Below are 23,353 nucleotides of genomic sequence, written 5' to 3'. Positions count from 1 at the left end.
GCCCGGCATGAACATGTTCTGGATGATTGCGACCCTGGTTGCCGCGCTGTCGGTGATTGCGGCCTCTGCCGCCGCCGCGGTCACCGCCGACGCGGTGTCCCGGCGCTCCCGCCGACAGCTGCCCGGGCGGGCCGAGGATGCCGCATCCGAACCGCGGCCGCGAGTGCTTACCGTCGGGCATCGGCCCCGCTGGACCCCACAACCCGGCTCCTCCCGTTCCCGAACACCGGCGCCGTCGGCCGCATCCGGGAACTGCTCTGCATGCTCATGGTGCGGCTCGGGACCGGTTACTTCCGGTTACCGATAAAAAAACCAGCCACCCTGTTCCTGTATAGGGGATGAACCGTAACGACGCTATCCGGATATTCACAATCCGTGGCCCGCCGGAATCGACCGAATTTTCCGAATTCTGAATATTCACCGAAAGAAGGGGGAGTGAAGTTGCCGAACGAGGGGTATTCGACATGAACGCTGCACGCGAAAATGACGCCGTCGCGGGCAGCCAGACTCTCGGGTCGGCCACCCCTTCCGGCACGAGAGCCGCTCGCCACCCGCCTCCCCGGCCCGGCCAAGTGGCCGAATCTTCTCGCCAGGGTCGCGGGTGACCCGGCGATTAATCTTTCCGGTCGGCCGACCTTGGCACTCGTCTTTTCAGGTCATTGATTCGTCCCGTGTGGACATTTGTTCAGAATCGCCGAAGTGGTCATTGCGATCAAAGGAAAAGGGACTGAGGGCCGGAACGTGAAATGCGACGCTTTTCGGTCGCTGGTGGCGACATGTGCCGAGGACGTGCACCGCAAGTACGCCGACGCGATGAGCCGTCCTCCCACGACCGATCCGATGACCGTCCAGAGCCTTCGCCAGTTCGCTGCCCCGCCGTGCCCGGTTGGCAGGACTAGTACCGCCGAGGGGCGCGGCCCGATGGTCCGTGTGATGCTCGGTTCGACCACGCCGAGGCTTGGGAGTTCCCTGATTCGCCGGTGAAGAGATCCCGAGACCTGCCCCAGACAGGGGTTCGGCCGGGAATGCCTCACATTCTCGGCCGGATCTCTGCTTCTCGAGTCTGTCATCGTTACCGATCACTCGCTCGATCCGCACATCCCAATGTACGCGCGCCCGGATGCCCGGGCATGAATCGGACCCCGCGCGCGGACGGCGTTTCGATCACCGTCAGTGCCGCAACACCCGCGCCAGGGCGCGGGCGTACTCGTCGAGCAGGGCGAGGAGTTCGGCGTCGGGGTGCACCATCTCCGGCTGCGGCCGGGCCCAGGCCAGTGCCGCATCGGCGCGGTGACCGCTCTGCGCAACTGCTCGAGCACATGCCCGGGAACCGGGCCGCTCCCGAAGGGACGGTCGAGGTGCGCGGTGACCTCGGGGAGCCACAGCCGCGGATTCCGGTCGTCCCGGCCACCTCGGCGTTCGGATACGAGGGCACACCACTGGGCCAATTCGGCTCGAACGTCGCCGTCGTTCACCGCGGCCCGCAGAACCCTCCGCCGCCCACCGATACCGCCCAGGTCCTCGCCCCGGAAACCGGCCCGCTCGAGCAGCACGGTGAGGGCACAGTTGGCCAGCAGATCTCCGACCCGCCACCACCGCTCCACCTCGAGCACCGTCGCCCAGCCCGGGCCGGCGCACTCCCGAGGCCGGTGCCGCGTGGCTGCGTCCCGGCGGTCTCCGCCGTGGGCCGCGTCGGGGCTCACCAGCGGATCCCCGCCGCGGCCACGACGATCGCGGCCGTCAGACCGACACCGGTGACGCACCCCCACATCAGGCTGCCGTAGGCGTATCCGACCAGCACGCTCATCGGCACCGCCACGCCCGCCACCGCCGAGCCTGCCGGCAGCACGACAGTCGATTTCCTGAAAACACCCGACACCGTAACAAACCAATCGGTATTGTTTGTGTGGTGCCGGGCCCGGCGGGTGCGGCCGAGGTCCTTACTGGCGATGTGCGGGCTCAGATTCGACGTCGTCGGCGAAGACCAGGCGGCCGTCGTCGAGCGCGACCGCCCATCGGCGTACCGGTGCCCACTCGCGCGTAAGCGTCATTGCGGCCTCTTCGGCGAAGTCCTCGACCACCGTTCCCGGCGCCGAGGATCGATCGCCCTCCCGGACCCGGACTCGAACACCGGGAACGATCTCGCTGCCGGAATCTGCGACCGGGCTCGCTGTGTCGGACATGCACATAGTGAAGCAACAGCAGAAGTGGTTGTCACTTCGGGTTGCGGGTAAAATGCCCTCACCTGGATCGCATACACGCCGCCGTCCTCCGCATGTAGGCCGAACGCGCATGGCGGTGGGGTCCTCGATCCGCCCGTACAGGGTGGTCTCGCCGGTGGTCTGATCGCCGGCCTGCAGTTCAGGGAAGGCCGCCAGGATCCGCTCCGACACGGCGCCGCCGATCCGGATCGCATACCTGACGCTGCCGGCCCAGGTCCACTGCAGGACGGGATTCTGTCAGGTCGACGCACTGCGGAAACGGCACCCAGAGTGACGGCCGTGCGCCGATGTCGGTCAGCGGTGAGTGTGCGGATACACGGTGGAACGAGGCTCACGGAATCGGAACACCCGCCTCGAGGAAGTACAGCCCCGCGATTTTCTGGTCCTGATCGAAGCTCACACGGAACTCGCCTGGCGCGTATTCCATCTGCAGGGGCACGCTGACCACGGTGATCTGCCCCCGGGCGGTGTCCTGCGGGTCTGCGTGTGACTGGTAGCTGCCGAACTGCTCCTGATAGGTGGACCAGCTCGATTCGAGCATGTCGGCGGGCAGATTCTGGTGCAGGACATCATCGAAACGCGCGGTGGCAGACTCGAAGTCGCCTTGCACGATGGCATCGAGGGTCTCCAGCGCGAGTTGGTCGTCGTCGCTCACTACGGTGGCGGTGGTCGACTCGGTCACCGCGGGTGCGGTTGTTTCCTCCGCGTCCGCGGTCGCTGTTGCCGGTTCGGTGGCAAGGGGTGCGCTCATCTCCTCCGGAGTATGGGTGTTCGTTCCGCAGGCGCCCGCCAGCATCAGCGCTCCGACAATCCCGAGGATCACCAGGGCGATGATGACCGGTGATCGGCGCCGGGCGCCGCTGCCGGCGATGGTGTCCACGAATTCTCCCTATTGGTTCTGCCTCCACGCGGAGCGGATGTCGAGGCAGGAATACCCGGGACGAGTCGTTATACACCGACGAGCCGGCGCGGGCTGTCGGCGAGAGGACGTGCGCGGCGATGAGGGGTGACGGTACGCGCATGCCTGTGCCAGTGACGATTACGGCCTGATTTCTCGCCCCGGCGGGCGCCGGCGCCGGCGCCGGCCGGGGGGGTGAGACGAGGTGCGGGCCGACCGGCGCACAGACGCGGTCGGGCCAGGCTGAGAGTGATCGGCCACCCGGGGGGTGCACCGGTGAGTACCCCGCAGCCCCCTCGAGCCGCGAGGTACTGACCGACGGTCCCGTGGGCGGTCAGCGGAGGCCGGTGACTTCCTGGGCGATCGCGGCCAGGCGGGTCTGGGCGGCGGAGACCACCCCCTGCCGGTTCTTGTTGGCCTCCTCGTACGCCACGATCGCCCGCACGTCCGCAGGCTCGGTGAGTTCCTTGACCGCGGCCACGGCCTGAGTGACGTTGAGGTCGTCGTAGTCGTCGATCGGCAACTCCTCCGGTGCGAGGACGCCGGTGGCGGTGCGGACCGAGTGCAAGGCGTCGGCGGCGGTGTCCGCTCCTTCGCGGCGGGTGACCTGCTCGGCGGTTTCCAGGGCGGCATCGCGGGAGGCGGTGAGGGTTTTGACGGCGACATCGCCGGCGTGCGCGCCGCGGGCGAGCAGCTCGCTCAGCGCCGGTGGGGTGGTGCGGACGGTGTCCAGGGCCCGGTCCAGGCCGCGGGTCGACCAGGACACCGGAAGGTTGACCAACTTCACCGCGGTCCCGGTGGCGGCCTGCAGCGGGGTGCGGCGCAGCGCCGCCGGGCCACCGAGGGCGTCCTCGGCCAGGACGGTGCTCAGCCAGTCCACCGTCGCCGAGTGCGCGGTGATCAGCCGCTCCGCCAAGGCCACCACGTCGGGCTGCTGGGCGGTGATCGCGAGGGCTTTGAGATAGCGGGCGCGGTCGAGCAGTTGATGCTCGAGGCTCAGGTCACCGAGCAGGGCTTCGTCGAACGGTTGGGCCTGCTCGACCATGGTCTTGACCGCGGCGGCGGCCCGGCCGAGGAAGGGGCCGATCAGCTCGGGGACGCCGCCGAGTTCGCGGATCGCGGCGTCGACGGCCTCCGCCCGGGCCCGGGCGTTGTCGGCGTTCTCGGACAACTCCCGGCGCACCGCCTCGGTGCGGGCCTGCCCGATCCGGGTGTCGGCGACCTGGATTTCGGTGTTGGTCAGGTCGAGGACGGTACGTAACTGGGTCAACAAGGTGGTGGTGTCGAGTGTGCTCATGAATTCTCGCCCTTCGGCGTTGGCGGTATTGGGTTCGTGCACGGCGCACCGTTACCGCGACTACCCCGCACTACCAGCCGGTAACCATCGAAGTGTCGCGTTCCGCTCGAGCTCGGCCCGCAACCGACCCTCGAACCCCGCACCCCCGCATCACCACCCGTGAACACGCCCGTCTCCTCATCGGCGCATCGGCACGCCACTGCAGGCCGCAATCGTGAACACCGTCGGACGATCAGTGCGCCTACCTGTGATTCGACGTGTGGTCACGGCAAACGCATTTGCGGGAGGAACCGCATCGGGATGATCGGCGTCCCGTAGATCCGGCAGCGGGCCAGGCGCTCGTCCCGACCGCGGGTCCGTATGGATTCTCAGTTGGTCGTCGCAGTCACGGCGGTCAGTGCGATCCGGCGTCCGGTCACCTGTTCCATGTCGATGACCAGGTGGCAGGTGCTCGGAGAGACGGACCAGGGGACCGTCTGCTGTGTGAGAACTCGAGCGACGCTGTCCGAATTGGAAAGATATGTGGCTCTGCCCATGGCAAAGACGCTCCATCCCATTCGAGTCCACGGATCGATGCTGTCGGCTTGGAATGCAAGAAACTCACTGTCGAAGCGTTCGAACCACACATCGTCGACGGGGATAACGACTTCACCCGCGAGGGCAGCGAACGTCACCGGGCGCACCGCCGGTAGCGCGTTCTCGGTGAACACGATCCGCCCCACCGATACGGACCGGAGCAAGCGAGCGCACTGGACCAGCGGAAGCCGGGCATCCCGGGATGTGGTCATGAGGTCTCCTCGGGGCACGGTGTTGCTCTACCAGCACAACGATCACCTCGCTACCGCTCTAGAAACAGAGAACTATGTCACTTCCGCAGGTAGAGGCTGACGACCGGTGGCGGATCGGTGATCGGTCGATGACCCTCGTGCGGTGCCCGATCCCATTGAGGCAGGTGTGGAGCCCGTTTGTTCGTGGTGGGAAGGGGCGTCCATCACTCGGACGACTGCAGCAACTGTGCGGCCATCCCGCGATATATGAACTCGGCATACTGTCCCACGCTCCAACGCCGGGCAAGGACGAGCGGCGCGAAAACTGTGGGTGGCTGAAGTCGTTGACCTCCTGGGGATTCTTCGACCGGACAGCGGACTGGCGCGCAGTGGGAAGAGGGCCTGCACATGCTTGCCCCTGACGGCGACGTGGCCCGTGTCGGTGTTGAGCTTCAGCGGCTGGGAGCTCTTGCCGACTACATCTACGAAGAACTCGCTCTTCAAGAGCCTAGCGCCGCCGACCGGACGCGCGACGGCCTCTGCGACCGTCGTGGCCGTGGTGTTCAGTTCCATCGGCTTCACAAGCCCGATGGCCAACCGCGCGACATCGGCCGCCCGATACCGATGGGGCGGCCGATGTCGTCCGTCACGACAGTTCTAGTTGAGTTTCTGCGGTACACCGTAGGTCGTGACGGTGTCGCCCTGCGCGGTGACCGCGGTCGCGTACGGCCGGACGGTGACCGGCCCGAGAGCACCGGAGATCGAACCGTGGATGCCCTGCAGTCGCACGCTGGCGGCGGGTCCGTCGAACGACTGGTTCTCCAGCAGCGGAACGGTGGTGATGCCGCCGGGCTTGAGGTCGATGTCGAGTTCCTGGGACGGAATAATGTCCCCCGCAAGGTCGGCGTGGTTCGATGCGTGCAAGTCCAGTGAGGGCGTCGGGACGAGGCCGAGGTCGATTCCGTTGCTTGCGCCGATCACGAACCCGAGGCCGGGCGAGTGAAGCACGACGGTGGCGCCTGACAATGCGATCGGGTAGCCGATCTGGTAGCCGATGGTGAGTTTGGTTCCCTTGAACTCCGCAGCGTTCGGTCCGGTGATATTGACTCCGGCGTACCCGTTGTGGAAGAACTCCACCGACGTGGGCACGCCATCCAGCGGTGGAACGACCTGGAATTGAGTGTCGCCCTGCAAGACCTCGATGCGATTGCCTCGCGCGTCGACGACCGAACTGGAGTTGTCCACCCCGGCCGCGGCGGTGCCACCGCCCAGGACAACCGAAAGGACGGCGATCGCGGCCACCGCGAGTGTTTGCTTCATGCGCTTGTGCCCGCTCCGTGGTGGGCTGATGTTCGTCATACCGACCCCATTCATCCTGGATTCCCGACGAAATGTGTAGGAGCTCAGGGTAACCAGCGAGAGGGAAGGATGATCGCCGATCAGTGAAATCGGTGCTCGGGTCGCGTAGGCGAGGACTGCTTCCTTGCGAGTGAGCTCACCAAAGGCTCCCGCCGGTGATCTGGGGTCACCACCGGTGGGAGCCCGATTGCACCGGGGGTCCCACCTCCCATCGGAGCGATCCCCGGATGTGTGATGTTCGGCCACAGCGATCACCAGATCCCGAATGCTATTCCACTGCAGCTCGATACGGAACAGTCGAGCTGCTGATTCTCAGCGAAGCCTCAGTCCGTCCTCGGCAGGCAGTGCCCCTGCGGAGAGAATCGGCCCGCCTTTCAGCGTCCTCACAGGATACGGGGCGCATACTCTGGATCGACCACCGTCTGTCATACCAGTGGAGCGTGCCACCTAGACCAACCCTTCCCTGGCCGCATCTAGTGGGCAATTACTCAGTCGTGCAACTGTTTCTACAGTTGGTCGATTCGCTGTCCAGTGCTGCCTGCATTGCACTCGATTGCTGATCACGTTGCGCCAAAGTCGTTTTGCGGTCGATGACCCTCGGCGATGAGGTCACGTCGAGTGCGCGATAGTACGGAGTTCGACATGATCGCGCCCGCGATCACCCATTTCCGGCTGCCACGGTGTGTTCTGGCGCCGCCGTTCTCTCGCCGGATCGCCGCCGCGTGTGAGCTATTCGTCACGTCGCTACTTCGTGGGCGCGCCCGCAACACTTCGGACGCAGCGCAATTGCGCACCCAAGCCGTCTCGGTTGGCACGGGAAGCGTGCCCATCCCGTTCAACCTGCCCGAAACGGGCGTGCAGCTCGGCACACCCTAAAGCATTCCTGCGGCGTCGCCGATGAAGACATCCCTCGATCCGCGCGTCCTTTCCGGATCAGAACCACAGTGCAGGCCAACGATGGGGGTCCGGGTTCCTCCTCCGAACCGGTGACGTCTGGTCGCTGGTCGCCAACGGCACCCGCCCTTCGCCACGCACCCGAGCTCGCGTCCGATGCGTCGGCGGAGCCGGGTTTGCGCTGCACTGACCCGACCGATCTAGGCACGCCAACGAGCCGATCGAGGACTAGAATTTGGTATGTGAAGCGACGCGTTCTGAAGGCCATCATGGTCGCACCGGCGGCAGTCGCACTAGCTGGTCTGGGCGCCGGAGCGGCGTCTGCCGATGCGACCATGACCGCGGTCGGCGGGCGGGGGCAGGTGACCGTGACCGCCAAGGGCGATGACACGGCGCGAGAGTGCGATTTCAGCGTCCTGGCCCCATCGAAGGAGACCATCTCGTCGAGAGAGGTCACTCTGGCACCGAAGGCAACACAGTTCGTGAAACTGACCAGCATCCCATCGGGCAGCTTCTACACGGTCGTCATGGATTGCACCGGTCAGAACACGACATCGGTCGAGAACATCGCGGTCCGCCCCGCACCCGATCCGCATTGATTTCGATGGATCCCAGCGGCGAGACTGCCGACTGCCGAGGATGTCCACGTCGTTGCCCTCCAATCACGTCGGACGTGTCGGCCCACCGACACGGTTTCGTCCGGTTACGGCCGTAGGGCGAGGACGACAACATCTCAGAGGTGCCCCGCCTCGCTGGCCCACCGAGAGCGAATTATTACGTCGCGTCGTGCATTCCGGTTTCCATGAAGATCACCTGGCGACCGATTTCCACGGTGCGGTCGGAGAACCGTTCGTAGAAGCGGGCGAGCAGTGTCACGTCGATGGCGGCTTCTACTCCAAGTGGCCAGCCCGGAGGTGGTGTGTGCGAGCAGGGTGCGGTTCAAGTCGTCCATCTCGTCGTCGGTGTGCTCGAGCCTCCCGGCCCGTTCGACGTCCCGGTTCCGCAGGACTTCGGCGGCCTCGGCGGTGTGGGCGGCGGCGAGTCGTCCCATGGTCGTGAAGCCCTCGCGAACCTCCACCGGGAGCACGTAAGCGGGGTGCCGACGGCGGGTGAACTACAGATCTGGATTGCGAGTCCGCCCATTCTCTGCAGGTCGGCGGCGATGTGCAGTCCGCCGACCAAGGTTCGCAAGTCCGCTGCGACGGGCGCCTGCAGCGCGATGAGCGCGAAGGCCTTGTTCTCCCATCCCTGTGCGGCAGCGTTGAACCATTCGCGAGTGGAGATCACCCGCTCGGCCCCGCGGAGATCGGCGGCCAGAAGGGCCCGGTGGCATCCGCGATCGCCGTTTCGGCATGCCCGCACATCGCAACCAGATCCGCTGCGAGGACGTCGATGTTGTCACTGAATCGGGTCCGCACCCCCCGACTGTACGGCGATGACCACGGCAACTGATGCCCAGGGCGGGCACGCTGCGATGTCTTTCCTCGGGGTTAATCCTGTTGATTCGAGTGCCGCGCTGTCGCGTGTGGTGAAGGCAGGAGGAGACCGACGTCGAGCCACGACCGCAACACCTCGGGTGTATCGAGTTGCAAGCCACCGGCGCACCCAGTAGGAGGTGCAACACGGTGATTCACACTGTTGGGCAGTATGTTTGGACGTTCACAGCTCCCGTCGACACCGAATGGGAGGCGCCGGCGGGAGCCGATCGCACCGGCCCCCGCGTCGCCTGGCGGCGAGAACTCGGTGCGCTGCCTCGTATCGGTTGCAGCGAACGACGGCAGCATCCCAATGCTATTCCCGCGCAATTTCAGAAGGAAGAACGACGACCGCTGTTCTCAGCGCGTTCTCAGCAACTACCCGCCACTCGCTGGCCCTGCGGCATGCCACCCCAGGCGGGTGTCGCTTCTCAGCGATTTCACAGGACGTGAGACATACCCTCAGGGTGGACGCCTGCGCCCTTTTCGACTGCTCTCGAAAGGGTTCCGATTCTCGCCGCACCCGCATTCTCTCGATCAACGTTGCGATCGGGTCGCTACCGGTGCCGCCGCCACCCAGCCTTGCCCGTCGGCCCTTACACTTTCGCGCGTGGATCGACGTCAGTTCTTGACCCTGCTCGCCTCGGCGACCGTGGCCGTCACCACCGGCGCGGGTTATGCCGTCAGTGGCTACGCGACGGCGGGCGAAGCAGTGCCCGATCCCACCGTGCCCGGGCCACCCCCGGTAACCACGCCGCCGAGTCCGTCGGTACTACCGCCACCGCCGCCGACGTCGAGGGTCCGGTTGCCTGGCGGCGGCGCGTTGACCGCATTGCCGGGCACCGGGGATCTCCTCGCGCTCACCGTCGACGACGGGGTGAACAGCGACGTCGTCCGCCTCTACACCCAATTCGCGAAGGACACCGGCATCCGACTCACCTACTTCGTGAACGGGCAGTACCCGTCCTGGACCGACAACACGGCGCTGTTGCGCCCCCTGGTGGAGTCCGGTCAGATCCAGCTCGGCAATCACACCTGGTCTCACCCGGATCTGACCACGGTGTCGAAATCCAGGATCGCGGAGGAATTGACCAAGAACGACGCATTCCTGACAAACACCTACGGTGTCGAGGCCGCACCGTATTTTCGTCCTCCGTACGGCAACCACAACAGCACCGTCGATGCGGTGGCCGCGAGCCTCGGGTACACCGTCCCCACCCTGTGGTTCGGGTCCTTGTCCGACTCCCAGCTGATCACCGAGGACTATCTGATGCAGATGGCCGACAAGTACTTCACCCCGCAGGCAATCGTCATCGGACACCTCAATTACCTGCCCGTCACCCACGTGTATCCGCATCTCGTCCAGATCATCCGCGACCGCAAACTCCGAACCGTCACCCTCGACGACGTCTTCCTCCGGCCATAACGGGTTTCCGATAGCGATCGTCACGAGAAGAACCCAACAGCGACGCAATCGCGCACAAGGATGCGCGAGAAACGTCGAAACAAGTTTCCTTCCAACTTATTTCATTGTGCCGAACAGGTTTAGGCACTCTCAGCGATTTCTCAACGAACTCCGCATACGTTCGGTGGCGATCCTTCTACGGATGAGAGGTTCGCATCATGGAGTCGTCGCTATCCGGACCCGCACCGGGCGAGCCGGAACACTCCCCTTCCGTCACGGGCAGCAGTTCCGTCGCGCAGCCGCGACCGAGCAACAATGCCGGCTGGGCAGTGGTGTCACTGTTGTTCTTCTGGCCGCTGGCGTTTTCTGCGTTCCACCACGCGTTCGAGGTGTATCCATTGTGGGCGGGTGGCGATACCGATGGCGCTCTCTACGCCTCACGCCGGGTCCGCAAACTCGGTCAGTTGTCGCTGTGGATCTTCGGCGCCCTGCTGCTCCTGGCGATCGTCCTGTACGCGATCGCGGCGATTGTGCTGATCTCCCACGGAGGGGACGGCGGCCAGTTTCACCACGACCGGGGCGACTGACTTCACCACGACCGGGGCGACTGACGTCCGCGCCGGGAGCGTCACCACCGAAGGATTCACCGGTCGGTGGTGACGAACGAAGGACAGCGACCCCGTTGCGCCATGGGCCCCGGTCCCCGGGGGTCCCTGAACCGACTGTCGCCATTGATGCAGGGCCGTCTGCGGAGTGCGGGTGCCCACGTTCCGCCGACGGCACAATTACAGCACCACACCGTCGGGGTCGGGCACCACCAATTCTCAGTGTTTCCACAGCGGCGGCGTTCGACACTGGAGGGGTGTCGCACACACTGCCTTTGGTGCAGGAGGTCGTCACCGAGGTGGTGACCGAGGGCGCGACGATGGAGATCGCACTGCCCGCCCTGGCGATCGCGGCGGCCGTGTTCGGAGCCGGATTCTTCGCCACCGGGCCGGTGCTGCCCACCGGGCTGAGGGTCTCGGGGTTGGCCGCGGCCCTGGCGGTCTTCTGCGTTCACATCCACGTCGGGGGATGGTTGACCGGCGCAGACCGGCCGGTCGCGTCGTTTCTGGATGGTCATCACAACGCGCTGCTCGACGAGCTCACGCGCCTGAGCGGTACCCCGGCCGGTGCGGTCGCCGTATCCACGGGCGCTGCGGTCTGCGCCCTTGCACTGCGGCAACGCGGAAAGGACGCTGCCGCCGGGATGGTTCTGACAGCGGTGGGCGCCGCGGCGCTCGGCGGCGCCGCGCTGGCCGACGACGGCGGATCTGTGCTGCCAGACGCAGTCCTCGCTGCCTTAACAGCACTGATCGGACTCTTCACCGCGATCGCGAGCGTCATCCGTTCGCGCCCCCGCCGGGTCGGCGCGGTCGCTGCCGGTGCGCTCGTAGTCGTCGCCGCACTCGTCGGTCGGCTGTATTCGGGGGGCGATCGCCTGACCGTTGTCATTGTCGCGATGCTGCTCGCCGCACTCGTCGTTACTGTCGCGGCGGGACCGGTGCGGCGCGCTGCCACCGGGACGCGGTCACGGCACACTGCATCGTCCTCCCGGCATAGGTATGCGGGGCGACGGGATCGGGCCGCCGTGCCGCAGTGAGCGACCACGGCCGTCCGGCACGAACCCCTGGACGGCGGGAGTAGAGATGAGCGTGTCCGGATTCACGTCACCGTTGTGGTTGCTGTTCGCGGCGGTCATCGCGGCCCTGCTGGCCGGGTATCTGTGGGTGCAGCGGCAGAGGCGCAGAAGGTTTTTGCGGTTCACCAACTTCGAGCTGCTCGACAGCGTGGCACCCCACCGACCCCGGATATCCCGGCATGTCCCCACCGCGCTGTTGCTGATCGGGCTGCTGCTGCTGACCGTCGCACTGGCCGGGCCGACCGCCGCCCGGAAGGTTCCGCGCAATCGGGCCACGGTGATGCTGGTGATCGACGTGTCGTTATCGATGCGTTCGACGGATGTGTCACCGACACGTCTCGCGGCGGCGCAGGCCGGCGCGAAGACGTTCGCCGAGACCCTCACCCCGGGCATCAATCTCGGGCTCGAGTCGTTTGCCGGAACGGCGTCGGTTCTGGTCTCCCCCGTTCCCGACCATGCCGCCGTCACAGGCGCGCTCGACCACCTCCAACTGGCCGAGCGGACCGCGACCGGGGAAGCGATCTTCACCGCGTTGCAGGCGATCGACACCCTCGGTAGCGTGCTCGGCGGTGGCGACGGCGGTCCGCCGCCGGCCCGGATCGTCCTCTTGTCGGACGGCAAACAGACCGAGCCCGCCGCCCTGGACGACCCGCGCGGCGCGTTCACCGCCGCCCGGCTGGCGAAACAGAAGAACGTCCCGATCTCGACGATCTCCTTCGGCACCACCCACGGCACGGTCGACATTCAAGGCCGGACCGTCCCCGTCCCCGTCGACGACGACTCCCTCCGGCAGGTCGCCGACCTATCCGGTGGATCATTCTTCACCGCCACCACCGCCGACGAACTCGATGCCAGCTACCAGGACCTCCAGCAGCAGATCGGTTACGAGAACCAACTCGGCGACGCCAGCCGGCCCTGGCTGATCCTCGGTTCCGCACTGGTCGCCGCGGCCGCCGCCACCGGCCTCGCCATTGCTCGGCGCCTGGCCTGAGGACCCGGCCCGTCGTCGAGCGGTGACTTCACCCTCGCTGCAGTTTGCCTTACGTCGACGACCGCACGGGAACTGTCGACAGCGGCCTACGTGCCCTCGGCGTCGGACGGCAGGCCCTCGACATGGGCTCCCCCCGAAAGGTGCGATTCTGTATGACCCGGATAGATAAAGCACTCTTCCTCGTTGGATGTGGACACGGTCTCGCCCCGACCCACGCTCGTTGAGTGCGTATAACAGCGGCGGCTCCCGCGCGAAGGGGTTCACACGCGGGAGCCGCCGCCACCGGGTGCCATCTCTCGCCTAGGAATGGCCTCCGGGTGCACTGATGCCGGCAGCTGCATCGATCACCAGTCCTCGAATTATATTACACCCCAACATCTTAAGTAAGATGTAGGTGCAGACTATCAGCGCAGTCTCAGCTACCTGCGCTCTGGTCACGGCTCTCAGCGTCCGCACAGGACGGCGGGTGCATGCTGTGCAGCCGACCGAAATCCCACCGGCCGATCCCGATCCGTGCCGCCCCACGGGCGAAATGCTCGGGCCGATTCGGCCCACTCAGCGTCCGCTCAGCGGCGCCTGGGCACAGTGGTCCTGCCGTGTGCACCCCGACATAACCGCGGGCGGCCCGGCATACGACAGACGACGACACAGCAGTCAGATGGGAGCACTATGGTCTCGGCATCCCCCGGATCGCAGAGTCCGCACATCCCGAATCCGCCGGCACGCTATGTGCTCCGCAAGCTTCCTCACGTCACCCTGATCTTCTGGATCTTGAAGATCGCCGCGACCACGTTGGGGGAAACCGGCGGAGATCTGCTTGCGCAGACACTGCAGGTCGGCTACCTGGTCAGCACGCTCATCTTCTTCGCGTTGTTCCTGGTCGCGGTTGTATTTCAGCTCCGCGCACGGCGGTTTCAGCCGGCGATCTACTGGAGCGTAATTGCCCTGACCAGCACCGCCGGCACCACGTTGTCGGACCTGATGAATCGCACGGGCGGTATCGGATACACCAACGGTGCAATCATTCTCACCGGGGGCCTGGCGATCGTGTTCGTGATCTGGTGGCGCAGCGGACAAACCCTCGATGTGGAGAACGTCGCAACGTTCAGGGGCGAAATTCTGTACTGGATCGCAATCCTGTTCTCCAACAGTCTGGGCACCTCCAGCGGAGACTTCCTCGCCGACGACCTCGGCGTCGGCTTCCGTGACAGCGCCCTGGTCCTGTCCGCCGTCATGTTGACGCTGTTGGCCGCGCACTACTTCACCCGCATCAACGGCATGCTGTTGTTCTGGGTCGCGTTCGTGCTCACCCGCCCGCTCGGCGCCACCGCCGGCGACTTTCTGAGCAAACCGCTCGACCACGGCGGCCTCGCGTGGGGCACGATGTGGACGTCCGCGGCGCTGCTGTCGGTCCTGATCGGGTTGATCATCTACCAGAGCATCCACCTTCGTTCGCACCCGCTCGATCCGCTCCCGGCCCCGGTCCACCGGCGGACCGGGTCCCCGCAGCAACCCAACGGCGCCCTCGTGACCGCGGACGGGACCGGTCCGTGAGTGTGGTGGCGTGCCTCGCCCGTCTACCGGTTGGGGCCGGCAACCAGCAGTCCCCGACGCCGGGCGAACAGTGCGACCGGTGGCCGATGCAATCCCCACCCCACGGTGCCGGCGGCGTGTTCGGCACGGATGCGGGGGAATCGTCCATGCTCGACGACGGCGCCTCCGACAGTAAGCGAACCCCCAGCGCGTGTGCCAGCGGTGGTCTCTACCGTCATCGGGACCGAGACGACGCGGGTCCGTGGGGAGGCCTGTGTCCCAGATGTATCTTTGCCGGTCGCCGACGAAGATGTGGGGCGTCGCCCCCTGTGAGTTCTCAGTTGTGAGTTCTCTCAGTCGAGCGCTCTAACCGCGGCTATCCGCGCGACGCAGAACCACAGTGCACCCGTGCGGGACCGAGTACGGCCACGGCGGAATCACTCGGGCGCGACGTCAGAGCCATCATGATCCACTGGCCCCAACTGGATGCGGTGCGTCTCGTTCGTTATCGGCCGTGACCCGTCGCTCAGCGTGAGCTCAGCATCGGGCCTCTACGGTCGACGGTCATGACCGAGACAACGAGATCCGACACCGCCATATCCGGGCGGGTGATGCTGAACAAGGTGCCCGAGATCACGGTGTGGTTCTGGGTGATCAAAATTCTGTGCACCACCGTCGGTGAGAGCTTCGCCGACTGGATCAACATGACTCTGGGTCTCGGTCTGAACGTCACTGCCCTGATCTTCACGGTCATTCTTGTCGCGGTTCTGGCGTGTCAGTTACGGCTCGATCGCTATGTGCCGTTCGTCTACTGGCTGACCGTCGTCGTGCTGAGTGTGACCGGGACGCTGTACACCGACATCCTCACCGATGATCTGGGCGTTCCGCTCGCGGTGAGCACGAGTGTCTTCACAGCGGCCCTGATCGTCGTGTTCGGGGTGTGGTACGCCCGCGAGCGGACGTTGTCGATCCACAGCATCATCACGATTCCTCGCGAGTTGTTCTACTGGCTCGCCGTGCTGGTCACCTTCGCGCTCGGCACAGCAGCCGGGGACTGGACACTCGAGCTCACCGGCTGGGGACCTGGCATCTCGGTGCTCCTGCCGGCCGGCCTGATCGTGTTGATCGCGATCGGCTGGCGACTGGGCGCGAACGCCGTGCTGTCCTTCTGGCTCGCCTACATCCTGACCCGCCCGCTCGGTGCCAACCTCGGTGACTGGCTCGCGTCCCCCTCGGCCGATCACGGCCTCGGGTGGGGTACCGCGCTCACCAGCGCGATCTTCCTCATCGCGATCCTCGCGACGGTCGTGTATCTCACCCTCACCCGCAGCGACGTCATCGAGGAGCACGAACGCACCCATACGCCGGCCGTGACCACGACCCCGGCCCATGAGCGGATCATGCTCGGGTACTACGCCGCCGTCGCGGTCGCCACCGGCGCTCTGCTCATGTGGGCGGCCGGGCAGCCGCACGCCGCCGCGGCGAGCGAGGAGGAGGAATCCGGCACGCCGTCGGTGACCGCGACACTCGACCCGGGGCAGGCGACCGCGCATTTCCCGCCGGCGGAGGTCGCGAAATTCCGCACCATCACCCAGGACACGCTGACGACGGTGCAGGCCGGCGACCAGACCGCCGCAGCAGCGCGGATCAAGGACCTCGAAACCGCGTGGGACGATGACGAGGCGACCTTGCGTCCCATGGACGGCGCCGCCTGGAAGGTTCTCGACGGCCGGATCGACGCCGTCCTGCAGGCGGTGCGGGCCGGCAAGCCCGATCCTGCGGCCGAGTCGCAGACCCTCACCGCTCTACTGACCGCGCTGCAGTAGAACTATCGCCGATGGGGCCTCCGAGTGCGGTGTAGCTGAAGTGCGGTGTAGCTGCCCGAGTACCGCCGGTGCACCTTCTGAAGGTGGCAGGACCGCGCGGTGCCGGGCACCGTGCGGTATGGGGCGAGGTGGGATGGAGCGGGCGGTGGCCCGCTCCCCGCTGACACAGCGGGCGGGGCTCGGCCCGAGATTACTCACGCAGTGCGCTGATCGGGTAGTGCGCGGCGGCCCACGTGGACACCGCAGTGACTGTCGCGATCGCCGCAACGGTCACGGCGGTAACGAGCAGCAGGTACGCCCAGGGCACGGCGAGGGCGGCGGGCGGCGGGTCGAATACTCCCCGGAGCACCGTCACCAGCAACCCGGACAGCGCTCCGCCGCCGACGGCCCCGACGGTCGCACCGACGACGGTGACGACCGCGGCCTCGGACAGGATGAGCGATGCGGTATGCCTTCGGGTTCCGCCCAGCACCGTCACGATCGCGAAGGTGCGGCGGCGCTCACTGAATCCCAGGCCGAGAACGATGCTCGCACCTGCCGCGGCGAGCGCCACCGCGTAGGCCAGTTCGAGTCGGGTGAGACCACTGAGATCCACGGAGGTGAGAGTGGTACCGACCGCGCCGCGGGCGGTGGTGATATCGGTGACCACGGCACCGGTTCCGGTCACCGCGGCGACGGCGGTTCGCACCTGCGCGGTGTCGACACCACCGGTGTCGACGAGGAACGCTCCGACCGCCGGGCTCCCGGTGACCTCGGCGATGTAGGCGGAGTTCGCCACCAGGAAGCTGTCCTTCGGTGCGGTGGGAAATTCCTTGACGACGCCCACGAAGCGAAACGGCACGGTCGTCAAGGCATCCGTATTCTCCTTGTACAGGCGCAGATTCAGCATGTCTCCGGGGGTGAGCTGGAAGTCGGACACGGTCTCGGCGCTGACCAGCACCCCGTCCGTGTGCGCCGACAGGGCGGCTATCAGCTCGTCCGCTGTGCCGCCGTCGAAATACGCGTCCTGCAGCTGCGCTGCTCGGGTGACGGTCGTCGGATCGACCCCGTAGAGGTCCTGCACCTCGGTGCCCACGTAGGCGAAGCGGTGCTCGATGGGCTCGACCCCGCGGACACCGGGGATCGCCCCCAGGCGATCGGCGAAATCGGCCCCGACGGTCGAGGCCGGTGGTTCGGTCACTGTCACATCGGCACCGTTGGTGAGTCGGGCATCGACCTCGGCTTGTTGCCGGTAGGTGCTGTTGAACACCGCGGTCGAGACGGCGAAGACCCCGGCCAGCGCCACCAGGGCCGCGGCGCGTCCGAGGGCGGTCCGGCGACGCGAGAGCATCGACGACACGGTGCCCGACAGAGGACCCACCCACGGGTGCAGGAGGATTCGGATCACGGGTCCTCCTCTCGTCAGCACGAGATCGACCAGTCGCAGGGTGATCAACCCGGCGCCGATCCACAGCAGGGCCGGGCCGACGAATGCCCAGTAACTCACCGACAACGATGTGACACCTTCCGGCGCCAGCACCAGCGTGTATCCGGCCCGACCGGTGGTGCGGTAGACCAGGAATGCCGCTGCCAGAGCGATGAAGTCGAGCCCGATGCGTCGCCACAGCGGCGGCCGGAACCGTCCGGTGTCGGCACGAGAGGCGAGGACCGTCAGCGACCGCAGGTCCCGCACGGCAGGCACCACCACGGCGCCGACGGCGATCACCATACCCGCCGCAATGGCCACCAGCGCCCAGGTGAGGGACACCGTCGTACCCGAGATGGCGTGCTGCACCCCCATCCCGAGTCCGATGCCGACCGCGCCCCCGACCACCGCGACCGCGGCGGCCTCGATTCCCGCCAGCGCCGTGATCTGGCCGGTGGTGGCTCCGCGGGCCCGGAGCAAACCCTGTTCCTGCCGGCGGCGTAGTGCGCCGCCGGCGGTCACGACCGCAGCCAGCGCCGCAGCCAGCGCGACGCCCGGCAGACCCAGGAACAGAAACAGGACCTGCGAGTACAGGGCATCCTGGCGGGCGGCGTCGAGGGTCGCTCCGAGGTTGTCACCCACGATGCCGGCACCTGCGAGGGTCGCCTCGAGGTGGCGGGCCTGCGCGGCGTCGGCACCGTAGGCCTGGGCCGGATCCGGGGGCAGGGTGCGATCCCGGCTGACGTGCACCTGGGTGCGTACCACCGCCGGGTCCACCGTCCTCGTCGGCGCGAACACGGCATCAAATTCCGCGATGGGCATGAGCAGCACGTTGTCCGGCGGGGCGGGCGGCTGAGCCGGGGAGGTTGCCCCCACGGTCCGGAACAGTGAATCGGATTGTGGTAGTTCGACTATGCCGTCCACGTGCTCGGTAGCGGTGGTGCCGCCCGGCAGATGGATCGTGACCGTCGACCCCGGTGCGGCACGCAGGTTGGATGCGGTCTGCTGTGCCAGCAGTACACCGGTGTCGGCTCCACTGAGCGTTCGCATCATGTCGGGAAAATGCTGCCGGTAGTGGTCCGGAACCCCGACGATCACGGCGGGCCCGGTGGTCTGGGTGTGCCCGTCCGCACTGCTGGTGAGCGCGAGGGCGTCGCCGAAGCCGACCGGGTCGGCGACTCGGACGCCCGGGTGGGTCCGGATGTCGGTGAGGACGGCTCGGGCGTCGGCGCCCGGTTGCACCGCGATCTGCCAGTCGACTGCGACGGCGCGGGCGGCCCGCCCGGTCATGGTGGCCTTGGACGCGCCGAGGAATCCGCCCAACGCCACGATCAAACTGACCGCGACCGCGATACACGCCGCCGCGGCCAGGAGACGGCCGGGTCGCCTGCGCAGCAGCCCGGTCATCCACATCCCCGTCAGAGCCATTCCCGACTTCACGTCGCCGCCCGGCCGGGGGTGCTGCGGGTGTCGATGCGCCCGTTGCGCATCGACCACCGAACAGGGAAGCGGCGGGCCACGGCGTCGTCGTGGGTGCTCAGGACGAGGGCCGCACCGAGTGCGCCGACGATGCCGAACAGGGTGCCGAGTACCTGTGCGCCGGTATGGTGATCGAGTTGCCCGGTCGGCTCGTCCGCGAGCACCAGCCGGGGCGCTCCGGCGAGCGCCCTGGCCATTGCGACGCGGTGCAGCTGCCCTCCGGACAGCTCGTCGGGAAGCCGGTGGGCCACGGATTCGAGACCCAGCCGGGCCAGCGTGGACACGGCGCGGGCCCGCGCGTCGGTGTCGGGGCATCCGGCCAGGATCAGCGGGAGCGCGACGTTCTCCGTGACGTCGAGTTCCGGGATCAGACTCGGGGCCTGAAATACGACCCCGATCCGGGTGCGGTCCCGGCGGGGATCGACATCGAGAGCAGGCCAGGACAGTGCACCCGCACTGGGGGTGTCGAGGGCGGCGAACAGATGCAGCAGCGTCGACTTTCCCGAACCGGAGGGGCCGGTCACCGCGATGCGGGCGGCGCGGGGAACCTCGACGGTGACGTCGTCGACGGCCACACGGGTGGTGCGGCCGGATCCGAAGATTCGGGTCAGGCCACGGCAACGCAGCACCGGGTCATGTTCGCCCATCAGCGCACTCGCCCGTCGACGAGTTCGACGACCCGGTCTGCCTGCGTCTGCACGATCTGGCTGTGACTGGCGACGAGGACGGCGGCACCCTCCCGGCAGCGCGCCCGGAGGAGGTCGAGCAGGCGTAGTTCCGAGTCCGCGTCGAGTTCCCCGGTCGGTTCGTCCGCCAGGAGGACGGCGGGATCGTTCGCCAGCGCGACTGCCAACCCGGCGCAGGCGGCCTCGCCCCCGGACAGATGCGAGGGCAGAGCATCGGCCAGTTCGCCGATTCCCGCCCGCGCCAGGACCTCGCGCACCGGTTGACGCTCAACGGAGCGGCTGAGCCGACGAGCCAGCCGGACGTTCTGTGCAACCGTCAGATGCGCGAACAGGTTGTCGTGCTGGAACAGAACCCCGATGTGGTTGGCACGGATCCGGGCGCGCCGGGCTTCGGGTCGATGGCTGATCGTGTCACCGAGAATGCGCACCGAACCGCCGTCGGGCTCGTCGAGCCCGGCCAGACACGCCAGCAAGGTGGACTTGCCCGAACCCGACGGGCCGGCGACGGTCACCATCTCGCCGCGCCGCACGCTCACCGACACCCCGCGGAGGGCGAGGATCTCCTCCTCACCGGCACGGAAGAATCGGTAGAGCTCCACCGCGGCCAGAACGGTCGGCGGCGACCCGGAATTCACGGCGTCCATCGGAACGAGTCGGTGACGGTGCGCCACGGATCGACGTTGTCCGCGCCGACCGGAGCCGACAAGGTGATGGTCACCAGTCGGCCCTCACGGAAGAAGGTGTAGCGCTCTACCTCGTCGGTGACACTCTTGCCGGTCACCGGGTTGACCGGTCCGTCGATCCGATATGTCGCCAGCACCGCGTTCCCAGCGGGACGGGTCACCGTGGTCACCGATCCGGGGGTGTATCCCGGCGCAGTCGACACTCGAGCGTCGACGTCCTGCTGCACGCTGCTCTCGGTGGGTGGGGTCGTCGCGGGCCGGGCGTCCACGGTGATCGAGTTCAGTTTGTCGGTGAAGGCTCCGCCCTCCGCACTCCGGGTGCTCGACCATCCCTCGGGCACCGTCAGGGTGAAGCCGGGGAACGCCGCCGCCACGAAGGCCTGGGTGTCCGGGATGTCACCGGGCCCTCCCACATCCGGAGCGGTCACCGACGACGACTCCGGCGGGCCGGACGATTCCGAACTCGCGCAGCCGGCAATGGAGACCACCGCGATCGCGGTGACGGCGGTCAGCGACGCGGTCCGGTGAATGAATAATCGAGCCCCGGTCACGGTGCGCCTCCGAATGTCAGCTGTTGCCTCCGTGACATCCGAGCATTCTCCCGGTGTGCTGTGGGCACGCTGAGAACCGGCCGGAGTAGCCTCGGCCGGGCCGATAGTGTGGGTCGGGTGCACACCGGTACCGGTCGGATCGGCCCATGAGGGTGTTGATCGTCGAGGACGAACCGCGCCTGGCGGACATGGTCCGGCGTGGGCTCGAACTCGAAGGTTTCGTGGTGGTCACCGCCACCACCGGCACCGACGGTCTCCATCTCGCCACCGAGGACACCTTCGATGTGATCGCCCTCGACATCATGCTGCCCGGGCTCAACGGGTACGAACTGCTCCGCGAGATCCGGGCACGCGAGATCTGGACACCGATCCTCATGCTGACCGCGAAGGACGGAGACTACGACCAAACCGACGCCTTCGAACTGGGGGCGGACGACTACCTGACCAAACCGTTCTCCTTCATCGTGCTCGTCGCACGATTGCGCGCCTTGATGCGCCGCGGCGCACCCGCCCGCCCGGTCGTTCTCACAGTCGGCGGTCTCAGGCTCGACCCGTCCCGGCACCGGGTCGAACGCGACGGCGAGGCGATCCATCTGACCGCCCGTGAATACGGGCTCCTGGAATATCTGATGCGCAATCCCGACATCGTGCTGCCCAAGAACGACATCCTGCACAATGTGTGGGACGCCCACTACAACGGCAACGAAAATGTCGTCGAGGTATATGTGGGCTATCTGCGGCGCAAGATCGACGGCCCGTACGGCACCGACAGCATCGAGACGGTCCGCGGCGTCGGTTACCGCCTCAAGCCCGGCTCGCCCCGTTCGCCGGAAGACTGACCACCACCGAGGCCCCACCGGACTCGCTGATGTCAATTCGGACCGATCCATTATGTGCTGCAACAATTTCTGCAACGATGGCCAGGCCCAGCCCGGAGCCGCCGGTCGAGCGTCCCCGCGCGTCTTCGAGGCGCACGAACCGGTCGAAAACCCGTTCCCGATCGCGCTCGGCGATCCCCGGTCCGTCATCGGAGACGGTGATCCGGGCGCGATCACCATCCCAGGACACCTCCGCGTGCACGGTGGTGGCGGCGTACCGGACGGCATTGTCGAGAAGATTGCGGGTGAGACGGGAAAGCTGGGCGGCATCACCGCGGATCCGAACGGGCACCAGCGTTGCGGTGACCACGATGTCGGCGGTATCGCTCACCAGCCGCACCTCCCCGTCCACCACGTCATCGAGGTCGACGTCGGCGACGCGCAGCGGCAACCCCCGCTCGTCCGCGCGGGCCAGAAGCAACAGGTCGTCGACCAGCAGGTGCATGCGGCGAGCCTCGGGTAACAGAGTGTGCCGCAACAAGTCTCCGTCGAATAGTTCGGGGCGGGCGTCGGCGAGCTCCAATGCGGCGGTCACCGTGGTCAGCGGGCTCCGCAATTCGTGCGAGGCGTCCGCGACGAACCGCCGCTGCGCCGCATGCCCGGCTTCGAGCCGCCCGAGCATGTCGTTCATCGTCCGCGCCAGCATGGCGATGCCGTCCCGCTGCACCGGTACCGGAACGCGCCCGCTCAGATCCGCACTCGAGATCGCGGCCACCCGCGTGCGGATGTGCTCGACCGACCTCAACGACCGACCCACGAGCCGGTAGGTGACCCCGCCGGCCACGACCACGATGATCGGGCCACCGAGGGCGAGGAGGCCGCCGACGGTCGCGAGAGTCGCCTCCACCGACTCCTCGGTGGCCGCCACGACGACGGTGTAGTCGCCGTCGACCCCGCGCGCCCCCTGCGCGGTGATGCGCAGGTCCGCACCGTCCGCACCGCCCACTCTGACAACCCGGGCCGGTTGTCCCCCGACCGGCGGTCGGATATCGGTGACCGCGCTGCCTGGTTCGTCCTCCGAGGACCGCACCACCTGGCCGCTGCTGTCGACCACCTGAACCAGGGCAATGCGCTGGTCGGTGTTGAGCAGTTGACTGTCGAGGTCGTCGGGGGGATCGGCACGCAACTGGGCGGTGATGTCCTGGGCACGGGCAGTGGCGGCGTCGTCGAGCGCCGACTTCAAGGTGCGATCCAGGACGAACACCAACGCCAGTGCCCCGACTGCCAGCGCCACCGCCACCACCGCGGCGGCAGTGAGTGCCGAGCGGATCGACAGTCCCCACAGGGTGGGACGCGCCCAGGCCGGCAGACTTCTCATGCCGT

The 23,353-nt window shown here is 67.1% G+C and carries 22 protein-coding genes and 2 pseudogenes; 9 read left to right on the top strand and 15 right to left on the bottom strand.

Annotated features, from left to right (window positions below):
- Window positions 1-1,079: 1,079 nt before the first annotated feature.
- From H0B43_RS36850 to H0B43_RS36820, 7 genes are all read right to left on the bottom strand, one after another.
- Complete coding sequence (locus tag H0B43_RS36850) at window positions 1,080-1,703, bottom strand: hypothetical protein (protein WP_185730376.1); 624 nt, start codon at window positions 1,701-1,703, stop codon at window positions 1,080-1,082.
- The gene (locus tag H0B43_RS36845) at window positions 1,700-1,849 is read right to left on the bottom strand and encodes a hypothetical protein (protein WP_185730377.1); all 150 of its coding nucleotides are present in this window, start codon (window positions 1,847-1,849) and stop codon (window positions 1,700-1,702) included. Before H0B43_RS36845 ends, H0B43_RS36850 begins: the two co-directional genes overlap by 4 nt.
- Before the next feature lie 91 nt (window positions 1,850-1,940).
- Window positions 1,941-2,183, bottom strand: coding sequence for a hypothetical protein (locus H0B43_RS36840; protein ID WP_185730378.1), 243 nt, complete (start codon window positions 2,181-2,183; stop codon window positions 1,941-1,943).
- 370 nt (window positions 2,184-2,553) lie between these two features.
- Window positions 2,554-3,102: a DUF3887 domain-containing protein gene (locus H0B43_RS36835; RefSeq protein ID WP_185730379.1), complete on the bottom strand. Its 549-nt coding sequence runs from the start codon at window positions 3,100-3,102 to the stop codon at window positions 2,554-2,556.
- A gap of 352 nt (window positions 3,103-3,454) precedes the next feature.
- Complete coding sequence (locus tag H0B43_RS36830) at window positions 3,455-4,417, bottom strand: ferritin-like domain-containing protein (RefSeq protein WP_185730380.1); 963 nt, start codon at window positions 4,415-4,417, stop codon at window positions 3,455-3,457.
- 368 nt (window positions 4,418-4,785) lie between these two features.
- Window positions 4,786-5,205 (bottom strand): pyridoxamine 5'-phosphate oxidase family protein, encoded by a 420-nt coding sequence (locus H0B43_RS36825; protein ID WP_185730381.1) that lies wholly within the window; start codon window positions 5,203-5,205, stop codon window positions 4,786-4,788.
- A 636-nt stretch (window positions 5,206-5,841) separates the two neighbouring features.
- Entirely contained in the window at window positions 5,842-6,543 is a 702-nt protein-coding gene (locus H0B43_RS36820) for an MspA family porin (protein WP_185730382.1), read from the bottom strand.
- A gap of 642 nt (window positions 6,544-7,185) precedes the next feature.
- Here H0B43_RS36820 and H0B43_RS36815 point away from each other — a divergent pair.
- The gene (locus tag H0B43_RS36815; RefSeq protein ID WP_185730383.1) at window positions 7,186-7,419 is read left to right on the top strand and encodes a hypothetical protein; all 234 of its coding nucleotides are present in this window, start codon (window positions 7,186-7,188) and stop codon (window positions 7,417-7,419) included.
- Between the two features lie 260 nt (window positions 7,420-7,679).
- On the top strand, window positions 7,680-8,036 hold the full coding sequence (locus H0B43_RS36810; RefSeq protein WP_185730384.1) for a hypothetical protein: 357 nt from the start codon (window positions 7,680-7,682) through the stop codon (window positions 8,034-8,036).
- A gap of 359 nt (window positions 8,037-8,395) precedes the next feature.
- On the opposite strand, the pseudogene H0B43_RS43360 reads toward H0B43_RS36810, so the two are convergent.
- The 3 genes and pseudogenes from H0B43_RS43360 to H0B43_RS42650 all read right to left on the bottom strand — a co-directional run.
- A pseudogene (locus tag H0B43_RS43360) lies at window positions 8,396-8,488 on the bottom strand (hypothetical protein); the annotation flags it as partial.
- Between the two features lie 125 nt (window positions 8,489-8,613).
- Window positions 8,614-8,724 (bottom strand): annotated as a pseudogene (locus H0B43_RS43355) (phosphate transport system regulatory protein PhoU); the annotation flags it as partial.
- Complete coding sequence (locus H0B43_RS42650; RefSeq protein WP_282555525.1) at window positions 8,721-8,855, bottom strand: hypothetical protein; 135 nt, start codon at window positions 8,853-8,855, stop codon at window positions 8,721-8,723. The pseudogene H0B43_RS43355 and the gene H0B43_RS42650, both read right to left, overlap by 4 nt.
- Window positions 8,856-9,522: 667 nt before the next feature.
- Between H0B43_RS42650 and H0B43_RS36800 the strand changes: the two genes are divergently transcribed.
- From H0B43_RS36800 to H0B43_RS36775, 6 genes are all read left to right on the top strand, one after another.
- Window positions 9,523-10,338 (top strand): polysaccharide deacetylase family protein, encoded by an 816-nt coding sequence (locus H0B43_RS36800; RefSeq protein WP_185730385.1) that lies wholly within the window; start codon window positions 9,523-9,525, stop codon window positions 10,336-10,338.
- Between the two features lie 197 nt (window positions 10,339-10,535).
- On the top strand, window positions 10,536-10,904 hold the full coding sequence (locus H0B43_RS36795; protein WP_185730386.1) for a CD225/dispanin family protein: 369 nt from the start codon (window positions 10,536-10,538) through the stop codon (window positions 10,902-10,904).
- A gap of 275 nt (window positions 10,905-11,179) precedes the next feature.
- Window positions 11,180-11,959 (top strand): hypothetical protein, encoded by a 780-nt coding sequence (locus H0B43_RS36790; protein ID WP_185730387.1) that lies wholly within the window; start codon window positions 11,180-11,182, stop codon window positions 11,957-11,959.
- 46 nt (window positions 11,960-12,005) lie between these two features.
- Window positions 12,006-12,989 carry a VWA domain-containing protein gene (locus H0B43_RS36785; RefSeq protein ID WP_185730388.1) on the top strand — a complete coding sequence of 328 codons (984 nt, stop codon included), beginning with the start codon at window positions 12,006-12,008 and terminating at the stop codon, window positions 12,987-12,989.
- 669 nt (window positions 12,990-13,658) lie between these two features.
- Window positions 13,659-14,543, top strand: coding sequence for a hypothetical protein (locus H0B43_RS36780; protein ID WP_185730389.1), 885 nt, complete (start codon window positions 13,659-13,661; stop codon window positions 14,541-14,543).
- A 545-nt stretch (window positions 14,544-15,088) separates the two neighbouring features.
- A complete protein-coding gene (locus H0B43_RS36775; RefSeq protein WP_185730390.1) occupies window positions 15,089-16,348 on the top strand; it encodes a hypothetical protein in 1,260 nt (419 codons plus the stop codon).
- Window positions 16,349-16,538: 190 nt separating this feature from the next.
- Here the strand turns inward: H0B43_RS36775 and H0B43_RS36770 are convergent, their stop codons facing one another.
- Genes H0B43_RS36770 through H0B43_RS36755 form a run of 4 tightly spaced genes read right to left on the bottom strand, consistent with a single transcriptional unit; the run spans window position 16,539 to window position 21,152 of the window.
- Window positions 16,539-19,181, bottom strand: coding sequence for an FtsX-like permease family protein (locus H0B43_RS36770; RefSeq protein ID WP_252190343.1), 2,643 nt, complete (start codon window positions 19,179-19,181; stop codon window positions 16,539-16,541).
- Window positions 19,182-19,189: 8 nt separating this feature from the next.
- Window positions 19,190-19,879 (bottom strand): ABC transporter ATP-binding protein, encoded by a 690-nt coding sequence (locus tag H0B43_RS36765; RefSeq protein WP_185730391.1) that lies wholly within the window; start codon window positions 19,877-19,879, stop codon window positions 19,190-19,192.
- Window positions 19,879-20,562, bottom strand: coding sequence for an ABC transporter ATP-binding protein (locus H0B43_RS36760; RefSeq protein ID WP_185730392.1), 684 nt, complete (start codon window positions 20,560-20,562; stop codon window positions 19,879-19,881). Before H0B43_RS36760 ends, H0B43_RS36765 begins: the two co-directional genes overlap by 1 nt.
- Complete coding sequence (locus tag H0B43_RS36755; protein WP_213016519.1) at window positions 20,550-21,152, bottom strand: hypothetical protein; 603 nt, start codon at window positions 21,150-21,152, stop codon at window positions 20,550-20,552. The genes H0B43_RS36760 and H0B43_RS36755 overlap by 13 nt, the downstream gene beginning before the upstream one ends.
- A 146-nt stretch (window positions 21,153-21,298) precedes the next feature.
- On the opposite strand from H0B43_RS36755, the gene H0B43_RS36750 reads away from it, so the two are divergent.
- Window positions 21,299-21,991: a response regulator transcription factor gene (locus tag H0B43_RS36750; protein WP_185730393.1), complete on the top strand. Its 693-nt coding sequence runs from the start codon at window positions 21,299-21,301 to the stop codon at window positions 21,989-21,991.
- On the opposite strand, the gene H0B43_RS36745 is transcribed toward H0B43_RS36750, so the two are convergent.
- A complete protein-coding gene (locus H0B43_RS36745; RefSeq protein ID WP_185730394.1) occupies window positions 21,957-23,348 on the bottom strand; it encodes an ATP-binding protein in 1,392 nt (463 codons plus the stop codon). The genes H0B43_RS36750 and H0B43_RS36745 overlap by 35 nt on opposite strands.
- Window positions 23,349-23,353: the final 5 nt, after the last annotated feature.

The sequence above is a fragment of the Rhodococcus sp. 4CII genome (assembly GCF_014256275.1).
Lineage (GTDB): Bacteria > Actinomycetota > Actinomycetes > Mycobacteriales > Mycobacteriaceae > Rhodococcus_F > Rhodococcus_F wratislaviensis_A.
The sequence above is the reverse complement of the archived record's forward strand: the minus strand, read 5'-3'. Positions and strand labels throughout refer to the sequence as shown.